Here is a 16184-nt window from a genome sequence, read left to right as displayed (position 1 = left end):
CGTTCAAGCCGAGCGGCCGCCTGTGCCAGCATCACTTTCGTCAATCGCCGCAAGCGGGTGAACCACGATTGAACGACTCTTCGGCGGCGGCTAACCGGGCGCCATGATCGCGCTCCTGTCGCCGGCGAAGACGCTGGATTACGAAAGCCCCCTGCCCGACCTCGCGGCGACTCAGCCGCGCTTCGCCGACGAGGCGGCAACCCTTGCCAGGGCGGCATCGCACCTGACGCAGAAGAAACTGCAGGAGCTGATGCACATCTCTCCCGCCCTGGCAAAGCTCAACGCCGACCGGTTCCGCGACTTTCCCGAAGCGCCGGAAAGGCCGGCGCTCTTCGCCTTCGCGGGCGACGTCTACACCGGTCTCGAAGCGAAGACGCTGCCGCCGGAGTCGCTTCCCTTTGCGCAGGATCACCTGCGACTGCTGTCCGGTCTCTATGGCCTGCTGCGCCCGCTGGACCGCATGCGTCCCTATCGGTTGGAAATGGGCACGCGCTGGGCGCCCCGCAGGACGAAACTGACGGACTGGTGGGGGGATCGCATCGCCAAGGGGCTGGTCGACGATCTCGCAGCGGGGGGCGACGACACGATCCTCAACCTGGCGAGCCAGGAATATTTCGCCGCGGTTGCGGGTCGGCTTCCGCCGACGGTCAGGGTCATCGGGGTCGATTTCCGCGAAGGCGAGCGCTTCATCAGCTTCCACGCCAAGAAGGCGCGCGGGATGATGGCCCGCTGGATGATCGAGCATCGCGTCACGGATATCGACGCCATGAAAGGCTTCGACAGCGACGGCTATGCCTTCGATGCCGACACCAGCGACGGCGCCTCATGGACGTTCCGCCGGTGAGCGCGGCGATCGTCATCGGCGCCTCCGGGGGCATCGGCGCGGCCCTGGTCGAGGCTCTGCGCGACGAAGCCACATACGACGTCGTGCGCACGCTGTCCCGCAGCGCTGTCGGTGACGACCATATCGACCTCGAGGACGAGGCAAGCATCGCCGCGGTCGCTGCGACGATCGCCGCCGGCCCCGCGCCCGATCTCGTCATCGTCGCAAGCGGCCTGCTCCACGACGGCGATGAAGGCCCCGAGAAGACCTACCGCGATCTGGACGGCGCGTGGCTCGCGCGGACGATCGCCGTCAACGCGATCGGCCCGGCGCTCGTCGCCAAGCACCTGTTGCCGCTGATGCCCAGGACGGGGCGGACCGTCTTCGCGATCCTGTCCGCGCGGGTCGGCAGCATCTCGGACAACCGCCTCGGCGGATGGTACGGCTATCGCATGGCGAAAGCGGCGGTGAACCAGCTGGTCCGGACGCTGTCGATCGAAGAGCGACGGCGCAACGACCGATCGATCGTCGTCGGCCTTCATCCGGGAACGGTCGACACCGCCCTCTCCAAGCCCTTCCAGGGCAATGTCCGGCCCGGCACGTTGTTCACGCCCGATCGCGCCGCATCGCAGCTGCTCGACGTCATCGACGGGCTGAAGACCCCCGACACGGGCAAGGTCTTCGACCATGAGGGCAAGGAGATCCTTCCGTAGTCAGAGGGTTGCGCCGGTATGATGACAAACATGTCACCATCCTGCCATGGACGCGACAGCGTATTGGGCGCATCCATGCGGCCACGACGTCCGCAACGCCGGACGATCGGTGCATGAGAAGGAGAGAATCATGACCAAGTCGCTGCCCGTACTGTTCCTGTCGGCCGCCGCGCTGCTCGGCGCCGCCACGGTTGCCGATGCGCAGGGGATGAGCCCGGCCGGTTCCGCCAAGGCGAAGACGACGGTCACGTCGAAGTCCACGACGACGACAAAGCCCGCGGGCGCCGCGTCCGCAAAGGCAACGACGAACACGACGGTGACGAAGAAGGCTGCCGCCAACGGGCGCATGGTCACCGCCAAGACCTCCACCGGCAAGACCGTCACCTATAATTGCAGCAAGGCCGGCAACGCCAACAAGAAGGCTTGCAAGTAATCGTCCGACCGGCGGCAGGCCGCATTCGCGCCTGCTGCCGATCGGACCGCAAGCACCGGTGGCGGCACCGTCGCCGCCGGTCGCGCGCGACAGGCTCCCTCGCGTGCGTGCGTGCGCGTGACATTCGTGCGACTCGTGCCTAGATAGGGGTTCGTTTCACCCCCATCTTCGAAAGCTTGATCCTTGGCCGACGAGACCGTCCTCGCCGAACCCCCCGCCCATCCCGAGGGCATTTCGACGATCTCCATCGTCGACGAGATGAAGTCGAGCTATCTCGACTATGCGATGAGCGTGATCGTCGCCCGTGCGCTGCCCGACGTGCGCGACGGGCTGAAGCCGGTGCATCGCCGCATCCTCTTCTCGGCGCAGGAGAGCGGCTTCTTTTTCAATCGGCCCTATCGCAAGTCGGCGCGCATCGTCGGTGACGTGATCGGTAAATATCACCCGCACGGCGATACCGCGATCTACGACGCGTTGGCGCGGATGACGCAGGACTGGTCGATGCGGCTGCCGCTGATCGACGGTCAGGGCAACTTCGGCTCGATGGATCCGGATCCGCCCGCCGCGATGCGCTATACCGAGGCACGCCTGGCGCGCTCGGCCAATTACCTGATGGAGGATCTCGACAAAGATACCGTCGATTTCCAGCCCAACTACGACGGCAGCGAGCGCGAACCGCAGGTCCTGCCGGCAAGGTTCCCCAACCTGCTGGTCAACGGCGCCGGCGGCATCGCGGTCGGCATGGCGACCAACATACCGCCGCACAATCTGGGCGAGGTCGTCGATGCCTGCCTCGCCTACATCGACAACGGTGCGATCACCGTCGAGGAGTTGATGGAGATCGTGCCCGGGCCGGATTTCCCGACCGGCGCCATCATCCTCGGGCGCGCGGGGGCACGGTCCGCCTACAACACGGGCCGCGGCTCGATCATCGTGCGCTCCCGTCACGTCATCGAGGAAGGACGCGGCGATCGTCGCTCGATCGTCCTCACCGAGATCCCGTTCCAGCAGGGCAAGAACGCGCTGGTCGAGAAGATCGCCGAGGCGGCGAAGGACAAGCGGATCGAAGGCGTCAGCGACATTCGCGACGAGTCGAACCGCGAAGGCGTTCGCATCGTCATCGACCTGAAGCGCGATGCGACGCCCGACGTCGTGCTCAACCAGCTGTGGCGGCATACGCCGGCGCAGGGGTCCTTCCCGGCCAACATGCTCGCGATCCGCGGTGGACGTCCCGAGACGCTGAACCTCAAGGACATCATCCAGTCCTTCGTCCAGTTTCGCGAACAGGTCATCACTCGGCGATCCAAGTTCGAGCTCGCCAAGGCGCGCGACCGCGCCCATATCCTGCTCGGACTCGTGATCGCGGTCACCAACCTGGACGAAGTGGTGCGGATCATCCGCGGCTCCGCCAGCCCCGCCGAAGCGCGCGCCGCGCTGCTCGCGCGCGAGTGGCCGGTGGCGGAGATCGCGCCCTACCTGCGCCTGGTCGAGGCGGTCGACTCGCAGGCCACCGGCGAGAGCTATCGCCTGACCGACGTGCAGGTGCGCGCGATCCTCGACCTTCGTCTGCACCGCCTCACCGCACTCGGCCGCGACGAGATCGGCGAAGAGCTCAAGACGCTCGCCGACTCGATCACCGAGCTGCTCGCCATTCTCGCGGATCGCGTCCGCCTCTATGAGGTGATGCGCGAGGAACTGGTCGACGTCCGCGCCGCCTTCGCGACGCCTCGCCGGACCGAGATCGCCGCGGCCGCGGACGGCATCGACGACGAGGACCTCATCGAGCGAGAGGACATGGTCGTCACCGTGACGGTGCAGGGCTATATCAAGCGCACGCCCCTCGACGCATTCCGGGCGCAGAAGCGTGGCGGCAAGGGCCGCGCGGGCATGGCGACCAAGGACGAGGACGCGATCACCAGCCTGTTCGTGACGAGCACGCACACGCCGGTCCTCTTCTTCTCGAACCATGGCAAGGTGTACCGCAAGAAGGTGTGGCGCCTCCCGGAAGGCGGACCGGCCACGCGCGGTCGCCCGATGATCAACCTGCTGCCGCTGGCGCCGGGCGAGACGATCTCGACCGTCCTGCCGCTGCCTGAGGACGAGGCGCGGTGGGGCGACCTGCACGTCATGTTCGCCACCGCCAACGGGACGGTTCGTCGCAATGCCATGGATGCCTTCGCCAACATCCCGTCGAACGGCAAGCTGGCCATGCGCTTCGACGAGGGCAGCGACGATCGCCTGATCGGCGTGGCGCTGCTGACGGAGGAGGACGACGTGCTGCTCGCCACCCGGCAGGGCAAGGCGATCCGCTTCGCGGCGACCGACGTTCGCGAGTTCCAGTCGCGGACCTCGACGGGCGTGCGCGGCATCAGCCTGAGTGACGGCGACGAGGTGATCAGCCTGTCGATCCTGGGCGGCTTCGCCGCGTCCACCGAGGAGCGCGACGCCTATCTGAAGGCCGCTCCGTGGAAGGAGGGCGATCGCGAGATGACGCTCTCGCCGGAACGCATGGCAGCCTTCGAGGCGGCGGAGGAGTTCATCCTCACCGTCACCGCCAACGGCTATGGCAAGCGTACCTCCGCGTTTGAATATCGGCGCACCGGTCGTGGCGGCCAGGGCATCACCAACATCGTCTCCGCCGGACGCAACGGCCCCGTGGTCGCGAGCTTCCCTGCCCACAACGGCGAGCAGCTGATGCTGGTCACCGATCAGGCGAAGCTGATCCGCATGTCGGTCGGCGACGTGCGGGTGACCGGTCGCAACACGCAGGGCGTCACGCTGTTCAACGTCGCCAAGGACGAACATGTCGTCTCGGCCGCGCGTATCGACGAGGAGGAGGATCCGGAGAACGCCGCCGAGGCATTGGTCGCGCAGGAACTGGCGGAAACACCGGCCCCGGATGACTCGGAGGCGATCCATCTCGACGACGGCACCGGGCCGCAGACGATGGGCGAACGCGTCGACGAGAGCGACGAGGGTGAAGAGGACGAAGCATGAGTGACCGGCCGCTGATCGCGTACAAGGTGCTGACCGCCGACCAGATGGCGGCGCTGGAACGCGACGGCCGGTTCACCGGCGCGCCGGTCGACCTGGCGGATGGATATATCCACCTGTCGACCGCCGCGCAGCTGACGGAGACGGTGGACAAGCACTTCGCCGGGCAGCACGACCTCCACGTCGCGGCGGTGGACCTCGCGGCGCAGGACGATCCGGTGAAATGGGAGGAATCGCGTGGCGGACAGCTTTTCCCGCATCTCTATGGCGTGTTGCTGCTCGATACCGTGGTCGCCTATTCGCCGCTGGAGCGCGATGAACAGGGCCGGGTTAAGCTTCCGGTGACCGGCTGATCGCGCCCACCGCTCCGTTAGCCGCATCCGACGAGCGGAACTCGCACGCACACCCCATCGTTTCCGTGTCACAACGACACTGCAACAATGGAGACATGTCGATGCGTACCCTAGCCCTGACGATCGGCGCCGCGATGCTGGTGCCCGCCGCGGCTCAGGCCCAGCAGGCTGCCCCCGCCGCCCCCGCGGCGCAGGCCACCGCCGCCACGCCCACGGTGGGCGCGACGATCTACGATTCCGCCGGTGTTTCGCTCGGCACGGTCGCCCAGGTGACGCCGCAGGCGATCATCCTGAACACCGGCACCGCCCAGGTTCCCGTTCCCCCTTCGTCGATCGGCAAGACCGACAAGGGCTTTGCGATGGCGATGACCAAGGCCGACCTCGACGCGGCGGTCGCTTCGTCGCAGGCGCAGGCGCAGGCCGCTTTGAAGGCGAAGCTGGTGCCAGGTACGGCCGTAGCCGGCCTGAACGGCACGCCCGTCGGCACCGTCAAGGCGGCGGACGCGCAATTCGTCACCGTCACGACCGCCAAGGGCGACGTGAAGCTGCCGATCAACGGCTTCAGCGCCAATGCGCAGGGTCAGGTGATCGTCGGCCTCACCGCGGAGCAGATCGCGGCGGCGACCGCCGGCGCGGCAGGCACGACCAGCGGCAAGTAATCCGCTTTGGGCTTATCGAGGGGCCTCGGCGCGAGCCGGGGCCCCTTTTCGTATCGGCGGAGCGACGAGTCGGTCAGCCGGTGAGCACCGTCCTGACGGCTGCCACGGCGTCCGCCGCCTTGCTACCGTCGGGGCCGCCGCCCTGCGCCATATCGGGACGGCCGCCGCCACCCTGCCCACCCAGCACGGCGACGGCCGTGCGCAACAGTTCGACCGCATTGTACCGGCCCACGAGGTCGTCGGTGACGCCGACCGCGAGCGACGCACGGCCGTCGTTGACCGCGACCATCACAGCGACGCCGGAGCCGAGGCGCTGCTTCGCCTCGTCCACCGCGCCGCGGAGCCCCTTGGCCTCGAAGCCCTCCAGCACCTGCCCGATGAAGGCGACATCGCCGATCTGCTCAGGACCAGCCGCCTGGCCACCACCCGCGCCCATCGCCAGCGCCTTCTTGGCATCGGCGAGTTCACGTTCCAGCCGGCGACGGTCCTCGACCAGCGCGGCGACGCGCGCCGGCACCTCGTCCGGCGTGGTCTTCAGCGTCGCGGCCGCCTCGCGCAGCTTGTCGTCGCGACCGTTGAGATAGGCACGCGCCGCCTCGCCCGTCAGCGCCTCGACCCGTCGGACACCCGACGATACGGCCCCCTCGCCCACCACCTTGAACAGGCCGATGTCGCCGAGCGCCGCAACGTGCGTACCGCCGCATAATTCGAGCGAATAGGTCTTGCCGCCGTCTTCCGTGCCCATCGAGACGACACGCACTTCGTCGCCGTACTTCTCCCCGAACAGCGCCATCGCGCCCTCGGCGATCGCCTCGTCCGGCGTCATCAAACGCGTCGTCACGCTGCCATTGCCACGGATCTGCGCATTCACGGCCGCCTCCGCGTCCGCCAGCTCCGCGGGGGTCATCGCCACGGGGTGGGAAACGTCGAAACGCAGCCGCTCCGGCGCGACGAGCGATCCCTTCTGCGCGACGTGGCCGCCCAGCCGCTGGCGCAGTGCCTCGTGCAACAGATGCGTTGCCGAGTGATTGGCGCGGATCTGCGCGCGGCGCGCGGTATCGATCTGCAGCTTTACAGCTTCGCCCACCTTGATCGAACCGCTCTGCACCTCGGCATGATGGACGAAGAGCCGGCCAAGCTGCTTCGACGTGTCGGTGACGATCGCCCGGAGCCCGGCATCGGTGCTGATCGTACCGGTGTCGCCGACCTGGCCGCCGCTCTCCGCATAGAAGGGCGTCTGGTTGACGATGATCGCAACCGTGTCGCCGGCGGCCGCGTGATCGACCCGCGCACCGTCCTTGACCAATGCCAGCACCGCGCCCTCGCCCGTATCGGCGCTGTAGCCGGTGAACTCCGTCGAGCCGGTTTCCTCGGCAATGTCGAACCAGAGGTCGTCCGACGCCTTGGCGCCTGAGCCCTTCCACGCAGCGCGGGCGGCGCGTTTCTGTTCGGCCATGGCCGCGTCGAAACCGGCACGGTCGACGTGCAGCCCCTGCGTCCGAAGTGCGTCCTCGGTCAGGTCGTACGGGAAGCCATAGGTGTCGTAGAGCTTGAACGCGGTCTCGCCCGCAAGGGTCGCGCCCTCCGTCATGCCGACGGTCGCCTCGTCGAGCAGCTTGAGCCCCTTGTCGAGCGTCTTGCGGAACTGCGTTTCTTCCTGCCGCAACGTCGCCTCGATCAGCGGCTGCGCGCGGACCAGCTCCGGATAGGCGGCGCCCATCTCCGCGACGAGCGCCGGCACCAGGCGGTGCATCAGCGGCTCCTTCGCGCCCAGCAGATGCGCATGGCGCATCGCACGACGCATGATCCGGCGCAGCACGTAGCCGCGGCCCTCGTTCGCGGGCAACACGCCATCCGCGACCAGGAAGCCCGACGAGCGAAGGTGATCGGCAATGACCCGGTGCGAGGCCATCTGCGCGCCCTGCGCATGCGTCGCGGTCAGCGACTCCGATGCGGCGATCAGCGCCCTGAAGGTGTCCGTGTCGTAATTGTCGTGGACGCCCTGCAGGACCGCCGCGACACGCTCGAGCCCCATGCCGGTGTCGATCGACTTCTTGGGCAGCTCGCCGACGATCTCGTTCGCCTCCTGCTCATATTGCATGAACACGAGGTTCCAGATCTCGACGAACCGATCGCCGTCTTCCTCCGGACTTCCCGGCGGCCCGCCGTAGATGTGCTCGCCGTGATCGTAGAAGATTTCCGAACAGGGACCGCAGGGTCCGCTGTCGCCCATCGCCCAGAAATTGTCCTTGGTGGGGATGCGGATGATGCGATGGTCGGGCAGCCCGGCGATCTTCTTCCACAGCGCGAACGCCTCGTCGTCGGTGTGATAGACGGTGGCGGTCAGCTTGTCGGCGGCGATGCCCCAGTCGCGCGTCAGCAGCGTCCAGGCGTTGAGGATCGCCTGTTCCTTGAAATAGTCGCCGAACGAAAAATTGCCCAGCATCTCGAAGAACGTGTGGTGCCGGGCGGTATAGCCGACATTGTCGAGGTCGTTGTGCTTGCCGCCGGCGCGCACGCACTTCTGCGACGAGGTCGCGGTGCTGTACGGACGGCTCTCCAGGCCGGTGAAGACGTTCTTGAACGGCACCATGCCCGCGTTGACGAACATCAGCGTCGGATCGTTCTGCGGCACGAGCGGGGCGGAGGGCACGATCTGGTGCCCCGCCTTGCCGAAGAAGTCGAGAAAGCCGCGGCGGATGTCGTTGGTCGAGGTCATAGGATTGGCGACTTAGGCGAGAGCGCGCCCCGCCTCAAGGCGGCTCGTCATCCCATCGGTTCGTCGATCGAGCGCGGCGGCGTCGAGAACCAGCGCGGACCCGCGGCGGTCATGTGGAAACAGTCTTCCAACCGCACGCCGAACCGCCCGGGAAGATAGAGGCCAGGCTCGTTGGAGAAACACATGCCCGCCGCCAGGGGCGTCGCCTCGCCGTGGACGAGATTGACCGGCTCGTGCCCGTCCATGCCGATGCCATGGCCGGTCCGGTGCGACAGGCCCGGCAGGCGATAGCCCGGGCCGTAGCCGGCGCGTTCGTACAAGGCGCGCACCGCATCGTCGACGCTGCCCGCCGGCGCGCCGATACGCGCGGCGGCGAGCGCGGTCTGCTGGCCCCGCGCGACGAGAGTCCAGACGTCGCGTTGCGCCCGGCTGGCATTGCCCCGCGGCACCCAGGTGCGCGAGACGTCGGACTGATAGCCCTGCACCGTGCAGCCGCAGTCCATCAGCAGGATCTCGCCGGGGGTCACGCTGTGCACCTCGCGGCTGCCATGCGGCAGCGCCGCGGCGGGTCCGATCAGCGCGAGGGCGAATTCGGGGCTGCCGCCCAATTTGCGCGTCGCGGCGTTCATCAGCGCGCCGATCTCCGCGCCGGTCATGCCGGGCTCGACACGCGGATGCAGCCAGCGATAGGCGGCGATCGTCACGTCGGTGGCGCACTGCATCAGCGCGATCTCCGCCGGTGTCTTGATCATCCGGCAACCGCGCACCACGGGATCGGCGGACACCAGCCGCGCATGGCCAAGCGCCCGCGCCAGCCCGTCCGAGGCGAAGAAGCGGACCGTCTCCTCGATGCCGACCGTGTGCCGATCAAGCTTTCGGTCGCGGAGGAACCCGGCGACCACGGCGAGCGGGTTCTCGTCCTCCTGCCAGACCCGCACCTCGGCGGGCACCGCCAGCGATTCGCGGACCGAAGGCTCTTCGAAGAACGGGGTGACGATGCAGGGCTCACCCTCGACCGGGATGATCCCGGCGGTCAGCCGCTCGCTTCGCCCCCAGCGGACACCAGTGAAATAGATCAGGCTGGAGCCCGGCTCGATCACGATCGCGCCGATGCCGGCCGCCTTCATCAGCGCCTGCGCCCGCGCCAGCCGCCCGGCCCGCTCCGCCGCGCCGATCGGCACGGCCTTGCCGGTGATGTCGGCAAGCGCCGACAGGTCCGGCTCGGCGGCACGCAGGACGGCGGCGGATGCGAGCGGAACCGCCGCGCAGGCGGCGAGGAGCGAGCGGCGGGAAGGCGTAAAGGTCATCGAGGCCAACGGATAGGGCGCTTGACCCGGACGTCGCAATCCCCTCTCTAGCCCGCGATTGGGGAGAGCGTATCGATGGCCAAGCGGCTGACCTTCTACATTCTGATCGGGCTGCTGCTCGGCATCGTGCTCGGGCTGGTGCTCAACGGCTGGCTGGATGACGGCACGCCCGCGGCGGCGGCGCGGCTGAAGGCGATCGCCGGCTATTTCTCGATCGGAACCACCGTCTTCCTGCGCCTGATCAAGATGATCATTGCGCCGCTGGTGTTCGCGACCCTCGTCTCCGGCATCGCGCAGATGGGCGACACGTCGGCGCTGGGCCGCGTCGGCGCGCGCGCGATCGGCTGGTTCCTGGGTGCGAGCCTGCTGTCGCTCGGCCTGGGCCTCGTTCTGGTCAACCTGCTGCGCCCCGGCGTCGGCATCAACCTGCCGCTGCCGCCGGTCACCGCCGATGCCGGCGTCGCCACCGCCGGCTTCAGCCTGGACAAGTTCATCACGCACATCGTGCCCGCCTCGATGGTCGACGCGATGGCGACCAACGAGATCCTGCAGATCGTCGTCTTCTCCGTCTTCGTCGGCGTCGCGATCACCGCGGTCGGCGAGAAGGCGCAGCCGCTCGTGCGTGGCATCGACGGCCTCGTCGCGGTGATGCTGCGCATCACCGACTATGTCATGCGCTTCGCACCGATAGCGGTCTTCTGCGCGGTCACCGCGACCCTTGCCGAGCGCGGCGCCGGCGTCATCGGGCAGCTGGCCTTCTTCATGGGCAGTTTCTACCTCGCGCTCGTCATCCTCTGGGCAATCCTGCTCGGCATCGGCTTCCTCTTCATCGGCGGCCGTATCCGGGCGCTCGTGCGCTACATCCGCGAGCCGCTGCTCGTCGCGTTCACCACCGCCTCGTCGGAAGCGGCCTATCCCCGGATGCTGGAGGCGCTGGACCGGTTCGGCGTGCCGCCGCGCATCGCCAGCTTCGTCCTGCCGCTCGGCTATTCGTTCAACCTCGACGGGTCGATGATCTACATGACGTTCGCGTCGCTGTTCATCGCCCAGGCCTATGGCATCGCCATCCCGCTGGGCACGCAGATCGCGATGCTGCTGTTCCTGATGATCTCGTCCAAGGGCATCGCCGGCGTGCCGCGCGCCAGCCTGGTGGTGATCGCCGCCGTGCTGCCCGTGTTCAAGATCCCCGAATCGGGCCTGCTGCTGATCCTGGCCATCGACCATTTCCTCGACATGGGCCGCACCGCCACCAACGTCGTCGGCAATGCGGTGGCGAGTGCGGTGATCGCCAAATGGGAGGGCGGCCTCGACCCCGCCGAACCCGCCGAGATCGCGGTCGCCGCCGTTCCCGCGCCGCCGCATGGCGCGCCCGACAGCTTCCGCGACATCGGCGGCTGACGGCGCCTCAGGCGTAGGCGTAGGGCCCGCCCTTCTCCAGCGCGGTCTGATAGGCAGGGCGGGCATGGACCTTGTCCAGCCAGGCCGTCGTGGCGGGACGCGACGCATCGAGGCCCGCCCGGCTGCGCGCCGCCTCGAGCGGGAAGCTCATCATCACGTCGGCGGCGGTAAAGGCATCGCCCGCGAACCAGGGCCGCTGCGCCAGCTCCGCCTCGACGTAATCGAGATGGACGTCGATCATTGGCTGGATGCGCTTCTGCCCCGCCTTGCCGAAGATCGGCACGCGGCTGAGCACCAGCTTGGCGAAGAGCGGCGGCATTAGCGACCCTTCGGCATAATGCAGCCAGAATCGGTAGCGCAGCGCCGACTCGCGATGCGCGGGCGGCCCGAGCATGCCGTCCGCCTTTTCGACCAGATATTCGACGATCGCGCCCGTCTCCGCGACGACGCGGCCACCACCGGCATCGAGGTCCTCGATGACCGGCGACTTGCCGAGCGGATGAACGCGCTTCAATTCCGGCGGCGCGAGCATCGTCTGCCGGTTCCGATCGTAGCGCTTGACCCGATACGGCAGCCCCAGTTCCTCGAGCAGCCACAGCACGCGCTGCGAGCGCGAATTCTCCAGATGGTGGACGACGATCATGACAGCTCCCCTCTTGCCCGCGCGGTCCATAGCCACGCCACGGCAGGAAAATCGATGGTGGACGCGTTTCGTTGCGCCGCCAAGCGATCCGCAAGGCGCGCGACCAGCGCGGGCCGATCCGCGGGCGGGGCATCATGCAGCAGTCGAGCCGCTGGCCCGATCCGGGTAAGGAAAGCCGTCGCGTCGGCGACCGGGTCTTCCCCCGCGCCGACGCGATAGGCAAAGGCGACGCGAGCCGGCGCGGCTGCCTCCCAGCCGGCCTGGCGAAGCATCGCGCCGACCCGATCCGGATCCCCGAACGAGAAGGGGCCGGGCACATAGGCGGCGGCAGGCGGCGCGGCGGGCGCAAGCAGGACGGCCCATGGATTTTCCGCAGCGGGCGCGAAGCAGCTGAAGACCAGCGCGCCGCCAGGCGTCATCGTGCGACGCAGCCGGCCGAAGGCGAGGACGGGATCGGCGAAGAACATGACGCCATGCCGCGAGACGACGAGGTCGAGCGGTGCCTGACCCTCGGCGATGGCGATCGCATCCCCCTGTTCAAAGCCCAGGTTCGGCACGTCGGCGAACCGGTCCCGCGCGATGGCGATCAGCGCGTCGGACAGGTCGGCACCCAGCACCCGCGCATCTGGTCGGGCACGGGCAAGCGCGGCGCTGGTTACCCCCGCGCCGCAGCCGAGGTCGAGCGCCGCGATCGCGCCTGCCGGTGCCGCAGCGAGGATCGCCGCGTCGAGATGCCTGGCGAGATCGGCGAAGGCACGGTCTGTCCGACGCCACTCCTCCGCCCATACGTCGCCGACGCGACCGGTCCAGTCGAAATGGCTCGTCATAGTGTCACCTCGTCATCGCACCGCCCGGGTGCACGCGCCGTCGAAGCACGCATGCGGCCGCCCGGATCGTAGCCGTCGCAGGCCTGTTTTCGATAGGCCTCCGCCGCCGCGTCTCGGGCCGGAGCACGCCGTCCATGCAGGGTCCGACGATGCCGGGACGCCCATAAGATGCGCGTGACGCACGAGGCACATGGCGCGGCGAAGGCTGCGTGCGACCGCGATCGACGGACGCACGCCTTTGGTACGTCGATTGTTTCCAGATTGTTTCCGGAAGGTCACAAAAGTCACGGTGTTTCGGCCATGCGCATGCGTCCTGTCAGAACGGAAAGAGGCCCGCCGTCACCGGCGAGCCTCCCCTCGTATTCGTCATGCGCGCCGCGGCGATCAAAGATCGTCGTCCGCGTCCGGGCCGGTCATCATCTCCTCCGCGACCTTTTCCGTCCGCTGGCGGATCGCCCGTTCGAGGCGATCGGCCATGTCGGGGTTCTCGCGCAGGAAGTTCTTGGCATTCTCACGACCCTGGCCGATGCGCGTGCTATCGTAGCTGAACCACGCGCCCGACTTTTCGACCAGTCCCGCCTTGACGCCGAGGTCGAGGATCTCGCCGATCTTCGAGATGCCCTCGCCGTACATGATGTCGAACTCGACCTGCTTGAACGGCGGCGCGACCTTGTTCTTCACCACCTTGACGCGGGTGGCATTGCCCGTGACCTCGTCGCGGTCCTTGATCGCACCCGTACGACGGATGTCGAGACGGACGGAGGCGTAGAACTTGAGGGCGTTGCCACCCGTCGTCGTCTCCGGATTGCCGTACATCACGCCGATCTTCATGCGCAGCTGGTTGATGAAGATGACGAGGCAGCGCGAGCGGCTGATCGAGCCGGTCAGCTTGCGCAGGCTCTGCGACATCAGGCGTGCCTGCAGGCCGACGTGGCTATCGCCCATCTCCCCCTCGATCTCGGCACGCGGCACCAGCGCCGCGACCGAGTCCACCACCAGCACGTCGATCGCGTTCGAGCGCACGAGCGTGTCGGTAATCTCCAGCGCCTGTTCGCCCGTGTCGGGCTGCGACACGATCAGTTCGTCGATATTGACGCCCAGCTTCTTGGCATAGACGGGGTCGAGCGCATGTTCGGCGTCGACGAAGGCGGCGGTGCCGCCCATCTTCTGCGCCTCGGCGATGACATGCAGCGCGAGCGTCGTCTTGCCCGAGCTTTCCGGACCATAGACCTCGACCACCCGGCCGCGCGGCAGACCGCCCACGCCGAGCGCGATGTCCAGACCGAGCGAGCCGGTCGAGATCGCCTCGACCTGCATCGCCTCCTTCTGGCCCAGCTTCATCGCCGAGCCCTTGCCGAATGCGCGGTCGATCTGCGCGAGGGCGGCGTCGAGCGCCTTCTGACGGTCTGCGTTTGCGGTTGCCATGCCGGTGTCGATCACTTTCAGATTGGCGGCCATTGGGAATCTCCCTCGCTTAAGCCATGCGTTGGCCCAGGGCAACGCGGTTGCCACGCCATGTACTACGTTTGTTCCCATGGAACAAGGGGCGAACGTTGGTAAATTACGTGCGGGACCAAAATGGCGCTTGTCGTCGCAGAAGGCGCCTGCAATGGATTGCAAAAGCGCGTTGCAGGAGGGGTAGTCGTGCACGATCAGGCACTTCGTTCGATCGTCATCGTCGGCGGCGGCACCGCCGGCTGGATGACCGCGGCCGCTCTCGCACATGCGATGCCGCGCGGCTGCGCGATCACGCTGATCGAATCCGACGAGATCGGCACGGTCGGGGTCGGGGAGGCGACGATCCCGCCGATCCGCCTTTTCAACGAGACGCTCGGCATCGCCGAGGCGGATTTCCTGAAGAACACGAAGGGCAGCTTCAAGCTGGGCATCGAGTTCGTCGGCTGGGGCGGCCCTGACCGCCGGTATTTCCACCCCTTCGGCACCCACGGCAAGCCGTTCGACCTGATCGCGGTGCACCAGCACTGGCTGGCCGCGCGCGATTCGTCGCCGGACGGCGCCTTGCCGCCGCTCGACGCGCTGTCGATGGCCTGGGGCGCCGCGAAGCACGGCCGCTTCGCCGCGCCGGTCGCTGATCCGCGCAGCGTCGCCTCGACCTTCGATTACGCCTATCATTTCGACGCGGGGCTCTATGCCGCATTCCTGCGGCGCTATGCCGAAGCGCGGGGCGTCGCCAGGATCGAGGGCAAGGTGCTCACGGCGGAGCGCGATCCTTTGGGCGGCGACATCGCCACCGTGCGGCTGGCGGACGGACGGGCGCTCGCCGGCGACTTCTTCGTCGACTGCTCGGGTTTCCGCGGCCTGCTGATCGAGGGCGCGCTGGCGACGGGCTATGAGGACTGGACGCATTGGCTGCCCTGCGACCGCGCGGTGGCGATGCCCTGTGTCACCGGCGGCGACGGCATGACGCCCTATACGCGGTCGACCGCGCGCGCCGCCGGGTGGCAATGGCGCATCCCCCTGCAGCATCGCACCGGCAACGGCTATGTCTATGCCAGCGCGCATGTTTCGGACGACGAGGCGGCGGCGACGCTGGCGGCGAACCTGGACGGCCCGGCGCTGGGCGAGCCGCGCTTCCTGCGGTTCGTCACCGGGCGGCGGCGCAAGTTCTGGAACCGCAACGTCGTCGCGATCGGGCTGGCTGGCGGGTTCATGGAGCCGCTCGAGTCGACGTCGATCCACCTGATCCAGGCGGGGATCGCCAAGCTCCTCGCCTATCTGCCCACCCGGCAGCCGGATCCGCTGGCGATCGACGAGTATAATCGCGTCGCCATTGCCGAATTCGAGCGGATCCGCGACTTCCTGATCCTGCATTACAAGCTCAATGCGGACCGGCCCGAGCCGATGTGGCGCGCGGCGGCGGCGATGTCCGTGCCCGACACGCTCGCGGCGAAGATCGAGCATTTCCGCGCCCGCGGCCGCCTGGTCCAGCGCGAGAACGACCTGTTCGGCGCCGCCAGCTGGCTGGCGGTGCACATCGGCCAGGGCAATTTGCCGCAGGACCTCGACCCGCTGCTCGCCTACCGCGCCGATCCCGCGGCCAGCGGCGCGTTCGTCACCAGGCTGGCGGCGGCGATCGAATCGATGGCGCTATCCATGCCGACGCATGCCGACTGGATCAAACGGATCGGCGCACGCGCCTGACGGCACGACGGGTGCGCCGCCCGAGCCACCCCTGATCTATGTTGCAAGTTGGCCACATGCCAAGCCTTTGATGCAATCCTTTGCAGTTTTCGTTGCAATCGATTGCTGACGCCATTACCCCAAACTCAAACGCGACCTCGACTCGGGGCGCGA

Annotated in this window: 13 protein-coding genes; 8 read left to right on the top strand and 5 right to left on the bottom strand. The window is 67.9% G+C overall.

Annotated features, from left to right (window positions below; genetic code table 11):
• The first annotated feature begins 103 nt into the window (after positions 1-103).
• The 6 genes from yaaA to IQ292_RS08400 all read left to right on the top strand — a co-directional run bounded on the left by yaaA (position 104) and on the right by IQ292_RS08400 (position 5975).
• Positions 104-844: a peroxide stress protein YaaA gene (gene yaaA / locus IQ292_RS08425; protein ID WP_203309881.1), complete on the top strand. Its 741-nt coding sequence runs from the start codon at positions 104-106 to the stop codon at positions 842-844.
• Positions 826-1536, top strand: coding sequence for an SDR family oxidoreductase (locus IQ292_RS08420; RefSeq protein WP_203309880.1), 711 nt, complete (start codon positions 826-828; stop codon positions 1534-1536). The genes yaaA and IQ292_RS08420 overlap by 19 nt, the downstream gene beginning before the upstream one ends.
• A gap of 130 nt (positions 1537-1666) precedes the next feature.
• Entirely contained in the window at positions 1667-1969 is a 303-nt protein-coding gene (locus IQ292_RS08415; protein ID WP_203309879.1) for a hypothetical protein, read from the top strand.
• A gap of 183 nt (positions 1970-2152) precedes the next feature.
• The gene (gene gyrA / locus IQ292_RS08410; RefSeq protein WP_203309878.1) at positions 2153-4966 is read left to right on the top strand and encodes a DNA gyrase subunit A; all 2814 of its coding nucleotides are present in this window, start codon (positions 2153-2155) and stop codon (positions 4964-4966) included.
• Entirely contained in the window at positions 4963-5316 is a 354-nt protein-coding gene (locus IQ292_RS08405) for a DUF952 domain-containing protein (RefSeq protein ID WP_203309877.1), read from the top strand. The genes gyrA and IQ292_RS08405 overlap by 4 nt, the downstream gene beginning before the upstream one ends.
• Positions 5317-5417: 101 nt before the next feature.
• Positions 5418-5975 carry a hypothetical protein gene (locus IQ292_RS08400; protein WP_203309876.1) on the top strand — a complete coding sequence of 186 codons (558 nt, stop codon included), beginning with the start codon at positions 5418-5420 and terminating at the stop codon, positions 5973-5975.
• A gap of 73 nt (positions 5976-6048) precedes the next feature.
• Here the strand turns inward: IQ292_RS08400 and alaS are convergent, their stop codons facing one another.
• A complete protein-coding gene (alaS, locus tag IQ292_RS08395; protein ID WP_203309875.1) occupies positions 6049-8694 on the bottom strand; it encodes an alanine--tRNA ligase in 2646 nt (881 codons plus the stop codon).
• Positions 8695-8741: 47 nt separating this feature from the next.
• Positions 8742-10001, bottom strand: a complete 1260-nt coding sequence (locus IQ292_RS08390; protein ID WP_203309874.1) for a M24 family metallopeptidase — start codon at positions 9999-10001, stop codon at positions 8742-8744.
• 75 nt (positions 10002-10076) lie between these two features.
• Between IQ292_RS08390 and IQ292_RS08385 the strand changes: the two genes are divergently transcribed.
• Positions 10077-11399, top strand: coding sequence for a dicarboxylate/amino acid:cation symporter (locus IQ292_RS08385; RefSeq protein WP_203309873.1), 1323 nt, complete (start codon positions 10077-10079; stop codon positions 11397-11399).
• 7 nt (positions 11400-11406) lie between these two features.
• Here IQ292_RS08385 and IQ292_RS08380 read toward each other — a convergent pair whose 3' ends face one another.
• From IQ292_RS08380 to recA, 3 genes are all read right to left on the bottom strand, one after another.
• On the bottom strand, positions 11407-12042 hold the full coding sequence (locus tag IQ292_RS08380) for a glutathione S-transferase family protein (protein WP_203309872.1): 636 nt from the start codon (positions 12040-12042) through the stop codon (positions 11407-11409).
• Positions 12039-12869 carry a class I SAM-dependent methyltransferase gene (locus IQ292_RS08375; protein WP_203309871.1) on the bottom strand — a complete coding sequence of 277 codons (831 nt, stop codon included), beginning with the start codon at positions 12867-12869 and terminating at the stop codon, positions 12039-12041. Before IQ292_RS08375 ends, IQ292_RS08380 begins: the two co-directional genes overlap by 4 nt.
• A 384-nt stretch (positions 12870-13253) precedes the next feature.
• A complete protein-coding gene (recA, locus tag IQ292_RS08370; protein WP_203309870.1) occupies positions 13254-14327 on the bottom strand; it encodes a recombinase RecA in 1074 nt (357 codons plus the stop codon).
• A 186-nt stretch (positions 14328-14513) separates the two neighbouring features.
• Between recA and IQ292_RS08365 the strand changes: the two genes are divergently transcribed.
• Positions 14514-16031: a tryptophan halogenase family protein gene (locus IQ292_RS08365; RefSeq protein WP_288934003.1), complete on the top strand. Its 1518-nt coding sequence runs from the start codon at positions 14514-14516 to the stop codon at positions 16029-16031.
• Positions 16032-16184: the final 153 nt, after the last annotated feature.

Origin of the sequence: Sphingomonas beigongshangi (assembly GCF_016820445.1) — a bacterium.
Taxonomy (GTDB): domain Bacteria; phylum Pseudomonadota; class Alphaproteobacteria; order Sphingomonadales; family Sphingomonadaceae; genus Sphingomonas; species Sphingomonas beigongshangi.
This window is presented reverse-complemented; position numbering and strand designations above follow the sequence as displayed.